The sequence below is a fragment of the Micromonospora sp. C28SCA-DRY-2 genome (genome assembly GCF_030519475.1).
Classification (GTDB): Bacteria; Actinomycetota; Actinomycetes; order Mycobacteriales; family Micromonosporaceae; genus Micromonospora.
The window spans coordinates 1478846-1496474 of the sequence record NZ_JAUMKD010000001.1; the positions used below are offsets into that span (position 1 = coordinate 1478846).

The following is a 17629-nucleotide window of genomic DNA, read 5'->3' on the forward strand; positions in this document are numbered from 1 at the left end:
CACGGCAAAGGGTGGGCGTCCCCGCGCGGGGACGCCCACCCTTTCCGTTGTCCGGACGGGCACGTCAGCCGACCGAGGCCGGCACCCAGAGCTCGTCGATGGCGCGCTCGGCCGCCGCCAGGCTCTCCTCGTGCAGCGAGATCAGCTCGGCCATGGCCGGGACCACCGGGGCCAGGGTCAGCTCGGCGGTGATGAAGCGCGGTTGCATCCCGGTCTGCGACAGGCCGTGGGGCAGCCAGGGCTCGGCGTGGTCCCAGCCCTCCCGCGGGGTACCCGTGCCGTAGCCGCCACCCCGGCTGGCCAGCACGATGAACTCCCGGTCGCCCAGCAGTCCGGCGCCGGTCGCCGGGTCGTACGCGATGCCCGGCGCGATGAGGTGGTCGACCCAGGTCTTCACGCTGCTCGGGGCGCCGTAGTTGTAGAGCGGGAGCCCGAGCAGGACGGTGTCGGCCCGCTTCACCTCGTCCACCAGCCGCTCGGTCAGCTCCCAGGATGCGCGCTGCTCCGCGGTGTGCTGGTCGACCGGCACCAGCCGGGCCAGCCCGCCGGCCTCGTCCAGGTGCGGCAGCGGCTGCCGACCCAGGTCCCGGTAGGTCACCGTGCCGTCCGGGTGGGCGGCCCGCCAGGCCGCGGCCGCCCGGGCGGTGAGCCGGCGGCTGACCGACTGCTCGCCCCGGATGCTCGAGTCGATGTGCAACAGGTGTGGCATTTGGCTAACCCTTCACAGATGGTTTGTGTAGCACCAACCATTTATAGCAGGCCGATGTTCCTCCCGTAGGTAGACTGGGTCACATGTCTGCCCTGCCGGTCGGCCAGTCGGAGCGCCGGTCCGGGGCGCTCCTCGACTACCTGGCCCGGCGGATGCGGCTGCGGTCGGAGTCGGTGCTCGCGCCACTCGGCCTGCGCCCCCGGCACCTGGTCGCGCTCACCGTGCTGCGCGACGCGGGCGGCATCAGTCAGCAGGGGCTGGCCAGCACCCTCCAGATCGACAGCACGAACGTGGTCGGGCTGCTCAACGACCTGGAGGCGGCACACCTGGTGGAGCGGCGGCGCTCACCGGAGGACCGCCGCCGGCACGACGTGTTCCTCACCGAGACCGGCGCGATCCGGCTCGGCGAGGCCGAATGCGCCCTGGCCAGCGCCGAGGAAGAGGTGCTGGGCGCGCTGGAACCGGCGGAGCGCGACCTGCTCTACGAGCTGCTCAAGCGGGCGACCAGCGGAGCGCCGGCCAACTGCGCGGCGGCGGTCACCGACGACGCGGGGCTCGACGCCAACTGCTGAGCCGCCGGCGGGTCAGCCGGTCGGCGCCGCCTGCGGCCGGTCGTCGCGGACGTGCACCAGCATGTCGCCGGTCTCGATGACCGCCCCGGCCCGGTCGGCCAGGGTGACCACCTTGCCCCGCCGGACCAGCGCGATGACCAGCGAGTCCAGCTCGCGGGGGGAGCGCCCGACCTCGTGCCGTTCGGCCGATCGCATGGCCAGCGCCATCCCCTGCCCGGGCGTGAGCAGGTCCTCCACCACGTCGATCAGCGGCGGGGCGGAGGTGGAGAGCCCCAGCAGCCGGCCGGCGGTCGCCGACGAGACGATCACGTGGTGCGCACCGCTCTGCTTGAGCAGCGGCGCGTTCTCGGCCTCCCGGGCGGCGGCGATGATCCGCACCTGCCCCGCGGTGAGCTGGCGTACGGTCAGCGCCACCAGGACGGACGCGTCGTCACTGTCGGTCGCGATGATGACCGCCTTGGCGTGCCGGACGTGCGCCTCGTTGAGCACCGAGGAACGGGTCGCCGAGCCCTCGATCGCGACCAGCCCGGCCGAGGTGGCCTGCCGCAGCGCCGCGCCGTTGCGCTCCACCACCACGATCCGGGACTTCTCCAGACCGTTCTCCAGCAGGGCGGAGACCGCGCTACGGCCCTTGGTGCCGTAGCCGCAGATGATGACGTGGTCCTTCACGGTTCTCCTCCACCGCGACAGGCGACGGCCGGTGCGGTACTGCTCGGTCAGGACTTCCAGCGTGGTGCCGACCAGGATGATCAGGAAGAGCACCCGGGCGGGGGTGATGTACAGGACGTTCACCAGCCGAGCGCTCTGGCTGACCGGGGTGATGTCGCCGTAGCCGGTGGTGGAGAGCGACACCACCACGTAGTAGAAGCAGTCGAGGAGGGTCAGCCCGTCCTCGTTGACGTCCCGGTAGCCGTCCCGGTCGAGGTAGACCACCCCGACGGTGGCGAGCACCAGCCCGACCGCGGCGGCCAGGCGCAAACTCAGCGCGCTCAGCGGCCCCCGCCGCTGTGCGGGAAAATGGATCACCGGGCGACCTGCTCCACCGACGCCTGCACGCCCACAACATAGCGGTTTCCCCGGCGATCGCACGCCCGGGTGGAGATCGCGGGCAACCGGGCCGGGCCGGGCCGACCGGGACGGCGCTGAGCGGGCATGATGGAGGTGTCCCGGACGACCGCGAGAGTGAGGCCCGCATGTCGTTGCTGCGACGAGTGATCGGCGGCGTGCTGCGCCGGCTCCGGCTGCGCCAGGGCCGCACGCTGCGCGAGGTGGCGGTGGCCGCCGGGGTGTCGGTGCCCTACCTGTCGGAGATCGAGCGGGGCCGCAAGGAGGCCTCGTCGGAGGTGCTCGCGGCGATCTGCCGGGCGCTCGGCATCCGCCTCTCCGACCTGCTGGAGGAGGCGCGGGACGACCTGCGCCGGGTGGAGCCGCGCATCCCCACCGCGCCGCGGGCGGCGCTGGCGCGGCTGGAGCGGGTGCCGGTCTCCCGCCACGAGGAGAGCGCCCCGCGCCTGACGGTCGCGCCGCGGGCCGGCCGTACCCGGGTCGGCTTCGGCCCCGGCGCCGGCGAGCCGCGGCCGCACCTCGCGGAGCGGCCCCACACCGGCGGGTCCGTGCTGCTCACCGTGGGTGTGCCGGCGTACGTCGGCAACCAACTGCCGGTGCTCGGCTCGACCGTGGGCGGGGCGGGGCTGCGGGTGCGGCTGATCCCCTCCGCCCCGGCCGGGCGCCCCCGTCCGCGTACCGCGAAGGTGCTGGCCAGGAGGCGGGGGCGGGCAGGCCGGCGGCGGCTGACCCCGGCGTAGCCCGGCCCGGTTCTGCCCACGGCGGATCTGCCCCGGGCAGAAACCCTGGGTTCCACCGGCCGGCCGCCGGAGGCTGGAAGCGCCGGTCCCCCGGGCGGTTCCGCCGCCCGCCGGCACGGTGGAAGGCGGACACGATGATCTCCAACGGCGTACGGATGCTGGACAACGGGCAGCCGACCTTCGGCGACCAGGTCTTCGAGCGGCTGCTCAAGGAGCGGATCGTCTTTCTCGGCACCGAGGTGACCGACGCGTCGGCGAACCAGATCTGCGCCCAGATCCTGCTGCTCGCCGCCGAGGACCCCGAGCGCGACATCTTCCTCTACATCAACTCGCCGGGCGGCTCGGTGACCGCCGGCATGGCCGTCTACGACACCATGCGGTACGTCCGCAACGACGTGGCCACCCTGGCGCTCGGCTTCGCCGGCTCGATGGGGCAGTTCCTGCTCTGCGCGGGCGCCGCCGGGAAGCGCTACGCCCTGCCGCACTCGCGGATCATGATGCACCAGCCGTCCGGTGGGATGGGCGGCACCGCCGCGGACATCACCATCCAGGCCGAGAACATGCTGCACGTGAAGCGGACCATGCAGGAGCTGATCGCCCGGCACAGCGGGCGCACGCTGGACGAGATCCAGACCGACTGGGACCGGGACCGCTGGTTCACCGCCGAGCAGGCCCGCGAGTACGGCCTGATCGACCGGGTGCTCACCACCGTCGACCAGCTTCCGGCGGGCTGACGGCCCGGGCCGCCACGGGGGCCCGGGCGGGAACGCGCGACGGCGGCCGGCGATGGTCCCGCCGGCCGCCGTCGCGTGCCCGGTCGGCGGCCGCCGGCCGCCGGCCCCTCCGTCAGGGAGTGCGGGCGGCGCGGAGCGCCGCGGTGGTCCGGGTGGCGACGAGCGCGGTACGGCGCACGCGGTCCTCCCCGGATGGGGCGAACCGGCACGGCGCCGGACGCGCCCCCTCGATCGCGTCCGACACCCAACGTGGGAATGTCGTCACGTGCCGATCCCCCGGTAGGGCGGAGCCTATGTCGGGTGGGAACGGCGTGCGCGGGCTCACGGCGCAGCGTCTTGATGGCAATATTCGTTACATCGACCCCGGTCCCGCACCTGTCGACGGCCGCGCCGACCGTGGCCGTTGCAGTGGCCCGGTAGCGTGCCGGGATGATCGGAGCCGATTTCCTGCGCGACACCCGCACGTCCTACGACACCGTGGCCACCAGCTACGCCGAGCATCTCCGGGACGAACTGGCGAACAAGCCGTGGGACCGGGCCGTGCTCACCTGCTTCGCCGAGCTGGTCCGCGCCGACGGCAACCGGCCCGTCGCCGACCTGGGCTGCGGACCGGGCCGGATCGCCGGATACCTGCACGGGCTCGGGCTGGACGTCTCCGGTGTCGACCTGTCCCCGGGGATGATCGAGACGGCCCGGGCGGCCCACCCCGGGCTGCGCTTCACGGTGGGCTCGATGACCGACCTCGACCTGCCCGACGCCACCCTCGGCGGCGTCGTGGCCTGGTACTCGACCATCCACCTGCCGGACGAGCTGCTCCCGGCCACCTTCGCCGAGTTCCGCCGGGTGCTGGCGCCGGGCGGTCACCTGGTGCTGGCGTTCCAGGTCGGTGACGAGCCGCTGCACCTGACCGAGGCGCTCGGCCACCCGGTCTCGTTGACCTTCCGGCGCCGGCAGCCGGACCGGGTCGCCGAGTTGCTGATCGGGGCCGGGTTCGAGCTGCGGACGCGGTCGGTACGCGACCCCGAGACGTTCGCGGGCCGCACCGAGCGCACACCGCACGCGTACCTGCTGGCCCGCCGGCCGGCCGACTCCTGACGGCAGCCGCCTGCCGGGTGGGGAGACGGCCCGTCCCCACCCGGCCGGCGGTCAGACCGTCAGGACCACCTTGCCCAGCGCCCGGCGCCCCTCCAGGTCGGCGTGCGCGGTGGCCGCGTCGGCGAGCGGGTACGTGGACACCCGCGGCCGCCACCAGCCCCGGCCGGCGAGTTCCAGCGACCGGCCGGCCAGGCCCGGGATGCCGCCGGGCAGGGCGCGCATCCGGTGGCCGAGCCACCCCACGGTGATGCCCCGCTCGACCAGGTCCGCCGTCTCGATACGGGTGGCCTCGCCGGAGGACCAACCGAACATCATGAACCGGCCGCCCGGCCGCAGCAGTTCCAGCGCGGCCCGGCCGACCGCGCCGCCCACCCCGTCCCAGACCAGGGTGGGGCCGCCGACCTGCTCCCGGACCCGGTCCGCCCAGTCGGGCAGCCCGTAGTCGACCACGAGGTGCGCGCCCAGGTCGTGCAGCGCCGCCGTCCGGTCGGCGCCCCGCGCGGCCGCGACCACGGTCGCCCCGGTGGACCGGGCGGCCTGGACCAGCAGCCAGCCCATGCCACCGGCCGCCGAGGGCACCAGGACCACGTCGTCCGCGCCCGGGCGCTCCAGCTCGAAGACGCCGAGCGCGGTCCGGCCGGTGCCGACCGCGGCCACCGCTTCGGGAAAGCTCAACCGCTCCGGTACGGCGAACAGCGACTCGACAGCGGTCACCGCCTGCTCGGCGTACCCGCCCGGAACCATGCCGAGGTGGGCGACGACCCGCCGGCCGAGCCAGGACCCGTCGACGCCGGCGCCCACCTGGTCGACCACCCCGGCGACCTCCCGGCCGGGAATGGTGGGCAGCTCGGGCAGCGGCATCGGGCCGCCGGCCTCACCCCGGCGCAGGGTGGTGTCGAGCAGGTGCACCCCGCTGGCCCGGACGGCGATCCGCACCTGACCGGGGCCGGGTGAGAGGTCCGGCAGCTCGTCGAGGACCAGGTTGCCGGGCGGACCGAACTCGTGAAGCTGAATCGCACGCATGAGACGATCCGACAACCTCAAGGCCGGTTGAAGTCAAGCCCCGCCAGCCGATCCGGGCTCGTTTGTCCCTGCCCGGACCGGGAAGGCGGACAGCCCGGCCGGAGGCGAGGAGTCGTGATGATCGAGGTCTGCCGGACCATCCCCACCCCACCCGAGCGGATCTTCGCGGTGCTCGCGGACGGGTGGAGCTACGCCAGTTGGGTCGTCGGCGCCGCCCACATCCGGGCCGTCGACGACGGCTGGCCCGCGGTGGGCACCCGGGTCCAGCACCGGGTGGGGCCGTGGCCGTTGCAGATCGAGGACCAGACAGTGGTCCGCGCGATGGAGCCGAACCGGTTGCTCGAACTGGACGCGCACGCCGGGCGCCTCGGCGTCGCTCGCGTCCGCCTGGCCTTGGAGCCCGTCTCGGAGAGCGCGACCAGGGTACGGATGGGCTGGATGGCGGCCGCGGGGCCCGTCCGCTTCGTCCCGGAGGCCGTACTGGCGCTGATGCTGCGCGCGCGCAACTCGGAAACCCTGCACCGGGTGGACGACCTCGCCATCCATCGGCAACTCCGGGCAGCCTAGGCGAGGCTGCGGAACCGGCCGGCCGTGTTGTGCGGCGCGGTCGGTTCCCGGCGGTCTCCGTGCAACGGCTGCGGACAGCCGAAGAGTCCGCCCACCCCGCTGAGCGTCAGGACCCGCGCCGGCGTGCCGGCGGCGGCGGTGATGGTCACCCGCTGGCCGTGCGCCAGGGCGGTTTCCCGGACGGCCAGCAGTGCGGAGAGCGCGGCGCAGTCGAGGTGGCGCAGCGCTGTCAGGTCGAGGACGAGACGGGTCACCCCGGCGGAAGTCAGCAGGAGCCGCAGGTCGTGCTCGAGTTGGTCGGCGGTGGCCAAGTCGGCCTCACCGCTCAGGATGACGTACCGGGTGCCCGGCCTGACGTCGTGATAGTCGCACCGCAGCGCGCCGCGACAGGTGGCAGTGTCCATCGGAAGCTCAGTCCCCGCCCGGCGAAGGGCGATCGAGGGCCGGTCGACGTTGCCACCACCGATCCGGCGCCGAAGAGGACAGAGCTTGTGTGCGGCGGTGCCGACCTCGACGTGGCGCTTCGGGCGCCGTCTCGAACGCTACCCGCGACCACCGTAACCCGCCAGGTGAGGCGAACCATGCGGGTGGCGGCTGGACGTCCGCGATGTCAAACGCAGCCGGGGTGGACGGCCGGTCTGCCGGGTCAGGTTCTCGTGGACCGGGTGACGGCTGGTGAGGGGGCTTCCGGTGGTCGGCCCCAGGACTGGCGGGCGTCGGCCAGTGCCATGCCGAGGATTATCGCCACGGCGCCGGTGGCCGTGATCAACGGTGTGGTGAAGGCCAGCGGCAGTGCGGCGGCGGCCAGGGCGGCGATGCCGATGAGCCGGCGCCGGGAGAGCCGGTTGAAGACCACCCGTTCCAGGACGATCCGGCCTGCGACGTAGACGACCGGCCCGCCGAGGATCGCGACCAGCCAGGCCGGCCGCATCGGGTCGTCCGGGTGGGGCAGGACTATCTCGTAGCCGATGGCCACGAGCACGATGCCCAGGACCATCAGCATGTGGGCGCGCCCCGTGTTCCGACCGGCTCTGACCTGGTCTCCGGCCGAGTCGACGGCTTCGGGCAGCACCTGCCCGGCCCGGTAGTAGTAGATCCGCCACAGCAGCACCGTGGTGGCGAAGCCGACCAGGAGCGCCAGCGTCGAGGCCAGTGACACCGGTGTCTCGGTGTAGGTGATCCCCAGCGACAGCACGCTCTCGCCGAGCGCGATCAGCAGGAGCTGCTCGTACCGGTCGGCGAGGTGGTGGGTCTTGCTGGGTGCCCAGGCGCTGTCCAGTGTCCGCCTCATACCGGGCACCGGCCAGGAGGAGCGGGCGGCCAGGAGGTCGATCGTGATGGCCAGCGCCCACAGGCCCACCCGTTTCCAGTCCTCGACCACGACGCCGGCCAGCCACGGCACGGCTGAGACGGTGAACCAGATCGCCGACCGAACGTTGAGGCTCCGCTGCGCACGAGCCCGCAGGAGGCTGATGAGCAGCAACGGTCGGCCCACCTGAAGGACCACGTACGGGACGGCGAAGGCGTAGCCGCGCTCGAAGAACGCGTACGGCAGGGACGACGCCATGAACACCACGCCCAACGCGGTGAGCAGCACCATCACCTGGATGACGGGCCGGCGCGGGTCGAAGCGGCTGGTGATGTGGGCGGTGGTGGTCCACAGCCACATGATCGGCAGGACCAGCACCAGGACGTACAGCAGCCCGGCCCACCGCTGGCCGATGCTGTCGGCGGACAGGTCCGGCGCCACCCGGGAGACGACGCCGGACAGGGCGAAGACCAGCACCAGGTCGAAGAAGAGCTCCAGGAAGTTGGCCCGCCGGCCGTCTCGCGCGGCGCTCGCCGGCTCCGCCGGCTCCTGGCCGGGTGGTGCGTCACGTCGCCGGGCACGCCCCTTCCGCCGGCCACCGGCCCCACCCTCGGTCACCGGTCCAGTCTTGGGCCCGCCGACGCCACGCAGGGTCAAAAGCGCTGGTTGTCGATGCGGAAGACGGCGGTGCCCCCGGCAGGGTTCTCGGCAGTGACCTGATCAGCTTGGGATTTGTGTCATCCGGCGCGATCGAGGCGGGCGGCGTTGTCGTACGACTCGCGGGCGTCGAGCAGTTCGTTCCAGTGCTGCTCGGCCCACGCGCAGGCGACCGCCATCGGTTCGAGCATGCTGCGACCCACCGGCGTCAGCTCGTACTCGACGTGCGGGGTGAGCTCGGCGTAGACGGTGCGCTTGACCAGACCGTCGCGTTCGAGGGAGCGCAGCGACTGGGTGAGGACCTTGGGGGTGACGCGGCGCAGCGGCACGCGCAGCTCGGAGAACCGGCGCGGCCCGTGCTCGAGGCAGCGGATGATGAGCGCCGCCCACTTGTCGCCGAATCGGATCGGATTGAGCGACGACGGGCACAGCTCGTCGAACATGTCGGCGGGCAGGGGTTGCCTCATGGGCCTCACGATAGCTGGTATCCCGGTGGTAACCGCTGCCCTCGATAGCGTCGGCGAACCGGCCGGGCGCACGGGCTCCGGCCCTGGTGAGAGGCGTTCACTCATGAACATCGTGATCTTCGGTGCGGGCGGCCGGGCCGGGCGGCAGGCCGTCGCCGAGGCACGTCGGCGCGGCCACCAGGTCACTGCCGTGGTGCGCGACCCGGCACGCCACAGTGAGCTGGCCGACGTGCGGGTGGTGGCGGGCGACGTCACGGACGCGGTGAGCATCGCGGAGGCGGCCGCCGGGCATGACGCCGCCATCAGCGCGGCCGTGGACCTGTCCGGGTCACCGCACGACTTCTTCACCGCGTCATCACGCGCCCTGGCCACCGGGCTGGCGAAGGCGGGCGTGCGCCGCCTGGTGGTGGTCGGCCTCGCATCGATCATGCCCGGGGCGTCCGGTGCCGCGCTGATGGACGAGCCCGGCTACCCGAACGAGTACCGCTCCTTCTACCTCGGCCACGCGGCAGGCCTTGAAGAGCTCCGTACCTGCGATCTCGACTGGGCGTACGTGGCTCCCGCGGGCGACTTCGACCATGACGGCACGCGCACCGGCCGCTACCGGCTCGCCGACCACGGCGATGCGGCCAGCCGGATCAGCTACGCGGACTTCGCGATCGCGCTGCTCGACGACATCGACGCACCCCGCCACCACCGCGCCGCCGTGAGTGTCCGGGAGGCATGATGACCAAGGTCCACGACAGCCCGAACGCCTGGGTCGCCGAGCACATCCGCCGTTTCGAGGAGACCGGAGGCCGACCCCGGCCCGGCGTGAACGACCTGCTCTTGACGACCCGAGGCCGGAAGACCGGCGAGCTGCGCCGCACCGCACTGGTCTACGCGCGCGACGGCGACCGCTACGTGCTGGCCGCCTCCAACCGCGGCTCGGACCACCATCCCGCGTGGTACCTCAACCTGCTCGCCGACCCGTACGTCACGGTGCAGGTCGGTACGGAGACCTTCACCGCACGCGCGCGCCCTGCCACCGCGGACGAGCGTCCACACCTATGGCGGCTGATGGTTTCCACCATGTCGGAGTACGCGGCCTACCAGCAGCGGATCACACGGGAGATCCCCGTGGTTGTCCTGGAACGTGTCCAAGACCTGAACGACGCTCGGGGCGACGGCAGCGCGTTTCGGGGTGGGACCTGATCTCCTCGTCGGTTCGGGGGCGCAGCCGCGAGGTCTTCACGATCGTGTGTCTCCTCAGCGTGGCCGGCCGGCCCGGCCGATGCCGGCGGTAGGTCGCCGGCAGGCCGGGGCCGGACCGGCGCGGCCCGCTCGCGGGGCGCCTTGAAGATGACGAGACGATCGGGCACGCAAGCCCGGAAGGCCGACCATTGATCGTTGATCAAGGCTGTGACCTGGTGCCCCCGGCAGGATTCGAACCTGCGACACACGGTTTAGGAAGTGTGGATACGGCCGCATGTCGCACGGCAGCGACCTGGCTCGACCTGCGCAGCCACGTCGGCAGGCACCTCCAGGAGCTGACCGCCGTTGACCGTCGTCTCCCATCCCAACGGGCACGCAAGGGGCACGCGGGCACGGGCCGACTGTCAGCTTGGGAATTGTCGATCTCCGGCAGGCCACGGGCATGACGGCCTGGTCTCGGCGGTCTCGCGTGGCCTCGGCTGGCCCCTGTTGTCCTCGCGCAATGGCACGCTAATGGCACGCCGGGTTGCTCCCTCGACGGCCAGCCATGACCGATTGAGGCACCCAGGTACTGGCAGCCGGAGGCGAGAGTAGACGCCGGTGCCCCATACTTAGATCACATGACCACCGATAATGGTGCCCTTCCGGTGCTGGTCATCGACGGGGCCTCCTTCTCCGATCTCGACGGCTTCGCCCGCGAGTTCTCGCGGCTGCTCTGCCACTGGACGTGGAACGGAAATTTGGACGCCTTCAATGACATTCTGCGAGGGGGGTTCGGGACGCCTGAAGACGGATGGGTACTGAGGTGGGTCAACTCCGATCTGTCTCGGGTCGCACTCGGCTACGACGCCACCGTCAGATGGTTGGAGCAGATGCTCCAGCCTGCCACCCGTCGCACCGGGCGAGTATCACGGCCAGGATCAGCAACGCGCGACGCGGCGAGGGGCCGACGCTGTTCGACGAAATCGTCGAGATCATCCGTGACCACGGCGCAGGCGGCGACGAGTCCGAAGACGGCATCGTCCTTGAGCTGGTTTAGCCTCCGGGCTGGACATCGTGACGCAGCCGCAGCGGCAGCCTACGAGGGCTACCGCCCGGTCAGCGATGCTGACGAACGCTAGAGGTCAATGCCTGAGTAGCCATACGGGCCTCGCTGGAAAGCGGCGGATCTCCTCGTCGGGCAGTCGCAGACCGTCCAGCCTCCCCGGACGGGGACCAGGTGGAGCGCCCTACCGGACGAACGACCTGGTCCCCGTCCGGGGAGGCTGGTAGCCCTTGTGGTGCCCGGCGAGGTGATCCGCGGCGGCATCTCTGAGGAGGGTCGGGGTTCGGGGCGGAGCCCCGAGGTCTTCCAGGTCTTGTCGTCCAGGTCTTTCAGGTCTTGTCGTCCCCAAGTGTGGCCGGCCGGCCCGGCCGATGCCGGCCGGAGGTCGCCAGCAGGCCGGGGCCGGGCCGGCGCGGCCCGCTTTGCGGGCCGCTCTTGATCGACGCCGGCACGATCGAACCGATGCGGGCACCGATCTGGCGTGATGGTCGGGTGGTGGCCTGATGGCACCCGCCAAAAAGCGACGCTTCGGCCGCGTTCGGCAACTGCCCTCCGGGCGCTGGCAGGCTCGCTACCGGGGTCCGGACGGGTTGGATCACGCCGCGCCTCGCACCTTCGGTACCCGCCGCGAGGCTGATCAGTTTCTCGCAATGGTGGAGGCGGACATTGCCCGTGATCAGTGGGTGCTGCCCGATGCCCGGCGGACGACAGTCAGTGCGTGGGCGGAGCAGTGGTTTGTTTCGGCAAACCGGTCGTGGAAGCCCAAGACCCGACACACCTACCGGTCGGTCCTCGACCGGATCGTCCTGCCGGCGTTCGGCGCGATGCCGCTGACCTCGTTGCGGCCGATCACGGTGGCGCGGTGGGTGGGTGAGCTGTCCGACCGGCTCAGTGCCTCGCAGGTGCGGCAGGCGTATCGGTTGCTGGCGCAGATCATGCGGGCTGCCGTGGACAACGAAATCATCGGGTCGAGTCCGTGCCGGTCGGTGCGTCTGCCTCGGCTGCCGGAGTCTGATCCGGCCATCCTGACTGTCGCCCAGGTCGACAAGCTCGCCGCTACGTGCGAGGTTCCGGATCGGGTCCTGGTGCTGCTGCTGGCCTACGGCGGTCTGCGCATCGGGGAAGCACTGGCCCTACGCCGTCGCCACGTCGACATCCGGGCGGGCCGGGTGACCGTCGCCCAGGCGGTGGCGCAGTTGCCCGGCGGCCCGGTCATCGACACGCCGAAGAATCACCAGCGGCGGGAGCTGGCAGTGCCGGCGTTCGTGGTGCAGTTGCTCAGGGAGCACCTGGCGACGCTGCCTGAGGGGCCGGACGTGTTCGTGTTCCCCGGTCGGCAATCGCACACCGCCAACCCGCAGCAGAGCTACCACGGCTTCTGGCGCCGGTTCCTGGCCGCCGTCCGGTCGGCTGGGCTGGGCGACGTGACGCCTCACGACCTGCGGGCCACGCACGCGAGCTGGGTCGCAGACTCGCACGGCGTTCTGGTGGCCGCTCGTCGCCTCGGGCACGCCAATGCCAGCGTGACGACGCGCCACTACGCCCGCGCCGTTGATGGGCGGGACGCTGAGGTTGCTCAGCACCTGGACGCGAGCCGCGCGAAGGTGGCGAGGCGATCGGGCACGCAGCGGGCACGCAAGCCCCGGAAGGCCGACCATTGATCGTTGGTCAAGGCTGTGACCTGGTGCCCCCGGCAGGATTCGAACCTGCGACACACGGTTTAGGAAACCGTTGCTCTATCCCCTGAGCTACGAGGGCGCGAGCCGTCAGTCTAGCGACCCTGCGAATGGACCCGCGTTGGGCGGGGAGTGATCAACATTCACCTCCACCCACCCCGGCCGCCCCGCCCGCGGCCACCCGGGACCGCGGCCACCCCGCCGGCGAGCGGGAGCGGAGTATCCTGGTGGGTCTGTAGCTCACATCCGCCTCGTCGGGTGTGACGAACCCGCGTTTAGCAACCGGCGCGGGTCCCGGCTCCGCCCCGGTGGGTCCGTGCAGCGGTCCGCGGCGCGCGGACCTGCCATCCGCGCCCACCCGGTTCCGACTGCTGCGGCGGGTGCGCCGGCCGTGAGGACTTGGCGCGATGACCCGACCACCGACGGACCCCGCCGACGCCTTCGCCGAGCTCGGCCGCATCAAGCTCGGCGAGGTCGGCCTCGAGGACGTGCTGCAACGCGTCGCGGAACTGGCCAAACGGGTGCTGCCCATGCCGGTGGAGGTGTCCGTGACGCTCGTCCGCGGCGGCACGGGGCACACCGCGGCGTTCACCGACGACCTGGCCCGCGACCTCGACGAGCGGCAGTACGCCCAGGGGCGGGGCCCCTGTCTGGACGCCTCCACCAGCGGCGACGTCATGTCCATACCCGACCTCAGCGCCGAGGACCGGTGGCCGGACTGGGCCGCGCGCGGGGCGAAGGCGGGGGTGGGCAGCTCGGTGTCCATCGGCCTGCCCATCCAGGAGGCGGTCGTCGGAGCGCTCAACGTCTACGCCCGTGCCCCGCACGCCTTCGACGACGACACGGTCACCGTGCTGCAGACCTTCGCCGCGTACGCCGGCGTCGCTCTGGCCAACGCGCAGCTCTACGACAGCACCGCCACCCTCGCCCGGCAGATGCAGGAGGCGATGGCCAGCCGCGCGGTGATCGAGCAGGCCAAGGGCATCGTCATGGCCGAACGCCGCTGCACCCCCGACGAGGCGTTCGCGATCCTCGCCAAGGTGTCCCAAGACTCCAACCGCAAGGTCCGGGACGTGGCCCAGGCCCTCGTCGACCGGGCAGCCGAGGCGCCCGGGGTCTGACGTGGCCCGGACGGTCATCGCTCGCCTTGGCAGCCGTCCGTCCGGCCCATTGAGCGGCGACACCAGCAGGTGTGGCACCGACTCCTGGGGGTAGGGACACGTCACGGGTCAAGACATGTGCCCTCCAGTGCTCTCCTCTGCCGCGTCTTCCGGTACGGGTGGGCCCCCGCTGGATCACGGAGGTGCCATGTCAGGAAACGGAACCCCCCGTACGCGCGGCGACCGGCCCACTCGGGAGACCGATCGGCCCGGTGAGCCCGTCGTGTCGTTGGCGCTGACCAGCGACGGTTCGGCGAAGCTGGTCACCGTCTCGGGTGAGATGGACAGCAGCAACGCCCACCTGCTCACCGAGTTGGTGGAGTGCGTCTGCCGCCCGCCGGTGTCTGTGATCGCGGTGGATCTCGCCGCAGTGCGGTTCTTCAGCACCTACGGGGTGACCGCGTTGCTGGAGGCGCAGCACATCGCGGCGACCGCCGGGGCCGTGCTCCTCCTGCGCGACCCCGCGCCGTGCGTCACCCACCTCCTGGCCACGGCCGGCGCTTTGGGTCGCTTTCCGCTCGGCCGGGGTGACGGACGCCCTCCCCGCCCGCGATCGACGACCGCTGACCCGGTTACTCCGCCGCGGCGCGCCACTGACGACGGGTTGCCTTCGTGGTCACCACACCACTAGCCCGGGAAGCCGCCGTTCCGCCCGCCGGCGGTCTTCCGCCGACGCTGGCGTGGCGGAGGAGTTCCTCCTCATCGGTCCGTGCCCGTGGCCGGCACGGTGGCCGGCGCCCCGGCGGCGGCGCCGCGGAGTCAGGCCCGACCCGACGCAGGCCGGCGGGAGCTGGCCGCCGACCGCGGTGCGGCGGTCAGTCGCGGCCGCCGTTCACCGCCCGGTCGACCAGTTGCTCGGCGACCTCCCGCAGCTTCCGGTTGGAATCCTGGGACACCCGGGCCAGGATGGCGAACGCCTCGTCGGCCGAACACCGGCGCTGACCCATGATCATGCCCTTGGCCTGCTCGATCACCGCCCGGCTCTGCATCGCCTCCTGCATCTGCTGAGCCAGGGTGGCGGTGCTCTCGTAGAGGTGGACGTTGGCCAACGCGATGGCGGCGTACCCGGCCAGCGTCTGGGCGAGTTCGACCTGGTCGTCGAAGACCCCCGGTGCCGCGCCGTAGATGTTGAGCGCGCCCACCATCGCCTCCTGGATGGGCAGGCCGATCGACAGGGAACTCGCGGCCCCCGCCTCGTGGGCCCGGCCCGCCCACTCGGGCCAGCGGCTCTCCGCCGTCATGTCCGGCACCAGCATCGCGGCCCCGGTCGTCGCGGCGTCCAGGCACGGGCCGCGGCCATGCTCGTACTGCCACTGGTCCAGCGTCAACGCCAGATCGCCGGTGTACGCGGCGGTGTACGCCTCGGCACCCTGGACCAGGGTGACGGAGACCTCGGTGGTGCCGGGGATGGTGTCCTTGGCGACCTGGGCGATGGGCGACAGAACCACGTCGAGGTCGACCTCGTCGTACTTGATCCGTCCGAGTCTGATCAGGGCTTCGGCGAGGTCGGGGTGGGCCTGCGGCAGGAGCTGGGACGTCCTTGTGCGAAGCGCCGTCGCCCCAGGGGGTGGGACGGCGGGTGGCGGGACGGCCCGCAGTCACGGACCGATGTCCCGATCCGACGGATCGGGGCCGGCGCCGCTTCTTGACGCTCGTTCGTGACGCCCCGGCCGGGACGTCAGTTTCGGGACAACTCTACGACCCGGTACCGATCGGGATGACGGGACGGGCCAGCCCTCGGCCGGCGGCACCGACCGGCGTACGTTCGACGACCTCGAACGCGGTGAGCGTGCCCGTCACGTCGAGCACCCGGCGGACCACCGGCGAGAGCTGGCAGAGGGTCAACCGCCCGCCCCGCTCGGTCAGCTGCCGCTGCGCCCGCAGCAGTGCGCTGATGCCGTACGCCCCGAAGAAGGTGACCGCCGAGAGGTCCACCGCCACCAGCGGGGCCCTCACCACGACGATGCTCTCCAGCAGCTCCGCCACCAGGTGAGCGTTACTCAGGTCGATCTCACCGGCGACCGTGACCCGGGCGACGTCGCCGCGGACCTCGCAGCTCAGCCACATGATCGGCTCGTCCGGCGGCGACGAACCGGAGGCGGTCGGGCCGGGGCGGCAGCCGACACCCGGCGGCTCCTGCGACATGGCACCCCCACCTCACGGTTCGAGGACGCTTCCCGGCCGTTGTCGCCGGGTGCGAAGGGGCGCATGTCTTGACCCGGACCAAAGATACGCCGATCGGGTGGGCGGCGCACGCCAGGTTGCCTACCGACCCGCCGGCCCTGGGTACCGTGGGCGGACGACAACTCCGCCGACCGGGACCCGACGAGGACCCGCGCATGGAAGCCCCGCGGATGGACCCCGGCGCAGCCCTCGCCGAGTTGGGCCGGATCCGGCTCGACGAGGTAGAGCTCGACGACGTGGTCAAGCGCGTCGCCGAGTTGGCCAACCGCGCCGTCCCGGGCAGTGCCGCCGTCCCGGCCCGGCAGATGCAGGAGGCGATGCGCAGCCGGGCGGTGATCGAGCAGGCCAAGGGCATCATCATGGACGAGCGGCGGTGCTCGGCCGACGAGGCGTTCACGCTGCTGGCGAAGATCTCCCAGGACACCAACCGCAAGCTGCGCGAGGTGGCCGAGGCCCTGGTGGCCAACGCCGCCGACCGCTGACTCGGAGTCCGCCCGCCGGGATCGCGCTGCCCGCGGCGTCCCCGACCCTCGCCCGGATTGGTACCCGCCGGGCGTCAGTGGTCCGCCAGTGCGGCCACTATCGCGTTGACCACGCCCTGCCAGTGCCGGCGCTGCTGCTCGCGTTCGGCGGCGTCGGCCAGCCGTTCCTGGTGGACCGTCAGCCGGGCCCGCCCCTCGCCGGCGGACGTCACCGTCAGTTGCAGCGTGGTGTCGTGGGTCCAGTCGGGCGGCCGCCAGGTGAGCCGCACCCGGTCGAGTTCGCGGAAGCTGCGGGTCTCGCCGCGTACCCCGGCCGCGGTCTGGTAGCCGGCGCCCCGCTCCGACAGCACGGTGACCCCGTCGCCCAGCCAGATCGCGATACCGGCCGGCGACGTGATGAAGGTCCACACGTCCTCGACCGGGTGGCCGATCGTCTTCGACACCCCGATCTGCCAGCCGGCGTCGCGGGTACGCCCGACCTCGGCCCGCCGCCACTGCCCGCTCACCGGGTCACCGCCGCGACCGCGCTGACCTCGACCAGCGCTCCCGGTACGGCCAGCCCGGCCACCCGCGCGACCACGACCGGCGGGGCGGCTCCCGCCAACTCGGCGGCCGCCACCGGATAGGCCGCGGCGAGGTCGACGCCGTCGACCAGCAGGATCGTCATCATCACCAGATCGTGGACCGTCGCGCCGGCGGCGGCCAGCGCGACGTGCAGGTTGCCCATCGTCCGGCGGACCTGGGCGGCCAGGTCGCCGTCGACGAGTCGACCGTCGCCGTCGACGGCGTTCTGGCCGCCGACGTGGATCGTGGTCGCGCCGGGCGGCACGACCGCGACGTGGCTGAAGGCGGGCGACTGGACGAGTCCGGCGGGACGGAGCAGCGACTTCTCGGTCATGCGTCCAGCCTGGCCCACTACCCGGACGGATACTGTCAGGGTATGTCCGGGA

At 72.3% G+C, this 17629-nt stretch carries 21 protein-coding genes, 1 tRNA gene and 1 pseudogene; 11 read left to right on the forward strand and 12 right to left on the reverse strand.

Annotated elements, in window-relative coordinates; translation table 11 throughout:
- Positions 1 to 64 precede the first annotated feature (64 nt).
- Complete coding sequence (locus tag Q3W71_RS06910) at positions 65 to 709, reverse strand: FMN-dependent NADH-azoreductase (protein WP_302918420.1); 645 nt, start codon at positions 707 to 709, stop codon at positions 65 to 67.
- Positions 710 to 792: 83 nt separating this feature from the next.
- On the opposite strand from Q3W71_RS06910, the gene Q3W71_RS06915 reads away from it, so the two are divergent.
- Positions 793 to 1281, forward strand: coding sequence for a MarR family winged helix-turn-helix transcriptional regulator (locus tag Q3W71_RS06915; protein ID WP_302918421.1), 489 nt, complete (start codon positions 793 to 795; stop codon positions 1279 to 1281).
- Positions 1282 to 1293: 12 nt separating this feature from the next.
- Here the strand turns inward: Q3W71_RS06915 and Q3W71_RS06920 are convergent, their stop codons facing one another.
- Entirely contained in the window at positions 1294 to 2307 is a 1014-nt protein-coding gene (locus tag Q3W71_RS06920; RefSeq protein ID WP_302918422.1) for a TrkA family potassium uptake protein, read from the reverse strand.
- 167 nt (positions 2308 to 2474) lie between these two features.
- Between Q3W71_RS06920 and Q3W71_RS06925 the strand changes: the two genes are divergently transcribed.
- The 3 genes from Q3W71_RS06925 to Q3W71_RS06935 all read left to right on the forward strand — a co-directional run bounded on the left by Q3W71_RS06925 (position 2475) and on the right by Q3W71_RS06935 (position 4915).
- Positions 2475 to 3086: a helix-turn-helix domain-containing protein gene (locus Q3W71_RS06925; protein ID WP_302918423.1), complete on the forward strand. Its 612-nt coding sequence runs from the start codon at positions 2475 to 2477 to the stop codon at positions 3084 to 3086.
- 134 nt (positions 3087 to 3220) lie between these two features.
- Positions 3221 to 3820, forward strand: a complete 600-nt coding sequence (locus Q3W71_RS06930) for a ClpP family protease (protein WP_302918424.1) — start codon at positions 3221 to 3223, stop codon at positions 3818 to 3820.
- 429 nt (positions 3821 to 4249) lie between these two features.
- Positions 4250 to 4915, forward strand: coding sequence for a class I SAM-dependent methyltransferase (locus tag Q3W71_RS06935; RefSeq protein WP_302918425.1), 666 nt, complete (start codon positions 4250 to 4252; stop codon positions 4913 to 4915).
- A gap of 51 nt (positions 4916 to 4966) precedes the next feature.
- Here Q3W71_RS06935 and Q3W71_RS06940 read toward each other — a convergent pair whose 3' ends face one another.
- Positions 4967 to 5938 carry a zinc-binding dehydrogenase gene (locus Q3W71_RS06940; protein ID WP_302918426.1) on the reverse strand — a complete coding sequence of 324 codons (972 nt, stop codon included), beginning with the start codon at positions 5936 to 5938 and terminating at the stop codon, positions 4967 to 4969.
- Between the two features lie 117 nt (positions 5939 to 6055).
- Between Q3W71_RS06940 and Q3W71_RS06945 the strand changes: the two genes are divergently transcribed.
- On the forward strand, positions 6056 to 6505 hold the full coding sequence (locus Q3W71_RS06945; RefSeq protein ID WP_302918427.1) for an SRPBCC family protein: 450 nt from the start codon (positions 6056 to 6058) through the stop codon (positions 6503 to 6505).
- Here Q3W71_RS06945 and Q3W71_RS06950 read toward each other — a convergent pair.
- The 3 genes from Q3W71_RS06950 to Q3W71_RS06960 form a co-directional block, all read right to left on the reverse strand.
- Positions 6502 to 6909 carry an STAS domain-containing protein gene (locus Q3W71_RS06950; protein WP_302918428.1) on the reverse strand — a complete coding sequence of 136 codons (408 nt, stop codon included), beginning with the start codon at positions 6907 to 6909 and terminating at the stop codon, positions 6502 to 6504. The genes Q3W71_RS06945 and Q3W71_RS06950 overlap by 4 nt on opposite strands.
- Before the next feature lie 242 nt (positions 6910 to 7151).
- On the reverse strand, positions 7152 to 8432 hold the full coding sequence (locus Q3W71_RS06955) for a low temperature requirement protein A (RefSeq protein WP_302918429.1): 1281 nt from the start codon (positions 8430 to 8432) through the stop codon (positions 7152 to 7154).
- Positions 8433 to 8551: 119 nt separating this feature from the next.
- On the reverse strand, positions 8552 to 8938 hold the full coding sequence (locus tag Q3W71_RS06960; RefSeq protein ID WP_302918430.1) for a helix-turn-helix domain-containing protein: 387 nt from the start codon (positions 8936 to 8938) through the stop codon (positions 8552 to 8554).
- Positions 8939 to 9041: 103 nt separating this feature from the next.
- Between Q3W71_RS06960 and Q3W71_RS06965 the strand changes: the two genes are divergently transcribed.
- Complete coding sequence (locus tag Q3W71_RS06965; protein ID WP_302918431.1) at positions 9042 to 9665, forward strand: NAD(P)-dependent oxidoreductase; 624 nt, start codon at positions 9042 to 9044, stop codon at positions 9663 to 9665.
- A complete protein-coding gene (locus Q3W71_RS06970; RefSeq protein ID WP_302918432.1) occupies positions 9662 to 10132 on the forward strand; it encodes a nitroreductase family deazaflavin-dependent oxidoreductase in 471 nt (156 codons plus the stop codon). The genes Q3W71_RS06965 and Q3W71_RS06970 overlap by 4 nt, the downstream gene beginning before the upstream one ends.
- A 1374-nt stretch (positions 10133 to 11506) precedes the next feature.
- Here the strand turns inward: Q3W71_RS06970 and Q3W71_RS06975 are convergent.
- Positions 11507 to 11776 (reverse strand): hypothetical protein, encoded by a 270-nt coding sequence (locus tag Q3W71_RS06975; RefSeq protein WP_302918433.1) that lies wholly within the window; start codon positions 11774 to 11776, stop codon positions 11507 to 11509.
- A gap of 51 nt (positions 11777 to 11827) precedes the next feature.
- Between Q3W71_RS06975 and Q3W71_RS06980 the strand changes: the two genes are divergently transcribed.
- Positions 11828 to 12838, forward strand: coding sequence for a site-specific integrase (locus Q3W71_RS06980; protein WP_302918434.1), 1011 nt, complete (start codon positions 11828 to 11830; stop codon positions 12836 to 12838).
- Positions 12839 to 12859: 21 nt separating this feature from the next.
- Here Q3W71_RS06980 and Q3W71_RS06985 read toward each other — a convergent pair.
- Positions 12860 to 12935 (reverse strand) — tRNA-Arg (locus tag Q3W71_RS06985).
- 325 nt (positions 12936 to 13260) lie between these two features.
- Here Q3W71_RS06985 and Q3W71_RS06990 point away from each other — a divergent pair.
- The gene (locus Q3W71_RS06990; RefSeq protein ID WP_302918435.1) at positions 13261 to 13974 is read left to right on the forward strand and encodes a GAF and ANTAR domain-containing protein; all 714 of its coding nucleotides are present in this window, start codon (positions 13261 to 13263) and stop codon (positions 13972 to 13974) included.
- Positions 13975 to 14236: 262 nt separating this feature from the next.
- Positions 14237 to 14644, forward strand: coding sequence for an STAS domain-containing protein (locus Q3W71_RS06995; RefSeq protein WP_302918436.1), 408 nt, complete (start codon positions 14237 to 14239; stop codon positions 14642 to 14644).
- 184 nt (positions 14645 to 14828) lie between these two features.
- Here Q3W71_RS06995 and Q3W71_RS07000 read toward each other — a convergent pair whose 3' ends face one another.
- Positions 14829 to 15539: a GAF and ANTAR domain-containing protein gene (locus tag Q3W71_RS07000; protein WP_302918742.1), complete on the reverse strand. Its 711-nt coding sequence runs from the start codon at positions 15537 to 15539 to the stop codon at positions 14829 to 14831.
- 169 nt (positions 15540 to 15708) lie between these two features.
- Positions 15709 to 16158 carry an STAS domain-containing protein gene (locus Q3W71_RS07005; RefSeq protein ID WP_302918437.1) on the reverse strand — a complete coding sequence of 150 codons (450 nt, stop codon included), beginning with the start codon at positions 16156 to 16158 and terminating at the stop codon, positions 15709 to 15711.
- Positions 16159 to 16493: 335 nt separating this feature from the next.
- Here Q3W71_RS07005 and Q3W71_RS07010 point away from each other — a divergent pair.
- Positions 16494 to 16679 (forward strand): annotated as a pseudogene (locus Q3W71_RS07010) (ANTAR domain-containing protein); the annotation flags it as partial.
- A 74-nt stretch (positions 16680 to 16753) separates the two neighbouring features.
- On the opposite strand, the gene Q3W71_RS07015 reads toward Q3W71_RS07010, so the two are convergent.
- Positions 16754 to 17185, reverse strand: a complete 432-nt coding sequence (locus Q3W71_RS07015) for an SRPBCC domain-containing protein (protein ID WP_302918438.1) — start codon at positions 17183 to 17185, stop codon at positions 16754 to 16756.
- Positions 17182 to 17577: a RidA family protein gene (locus Q3W71_RS07020; RefSeq protein ID WP_302918439.1), complete on the reverse strand. Its 396-nt coding sequence runs from the start codon at positions 17575 to 17577 to the stop codon at positions 17182 to 17184. The genes Q3W71_RS07015 and Q3W71_RS07020 overlap by 4 nt, the downstream gene beginning before the upstream one ends.
- Positions 17578 to 17629 lie beyond the last annotated feature (52 nt).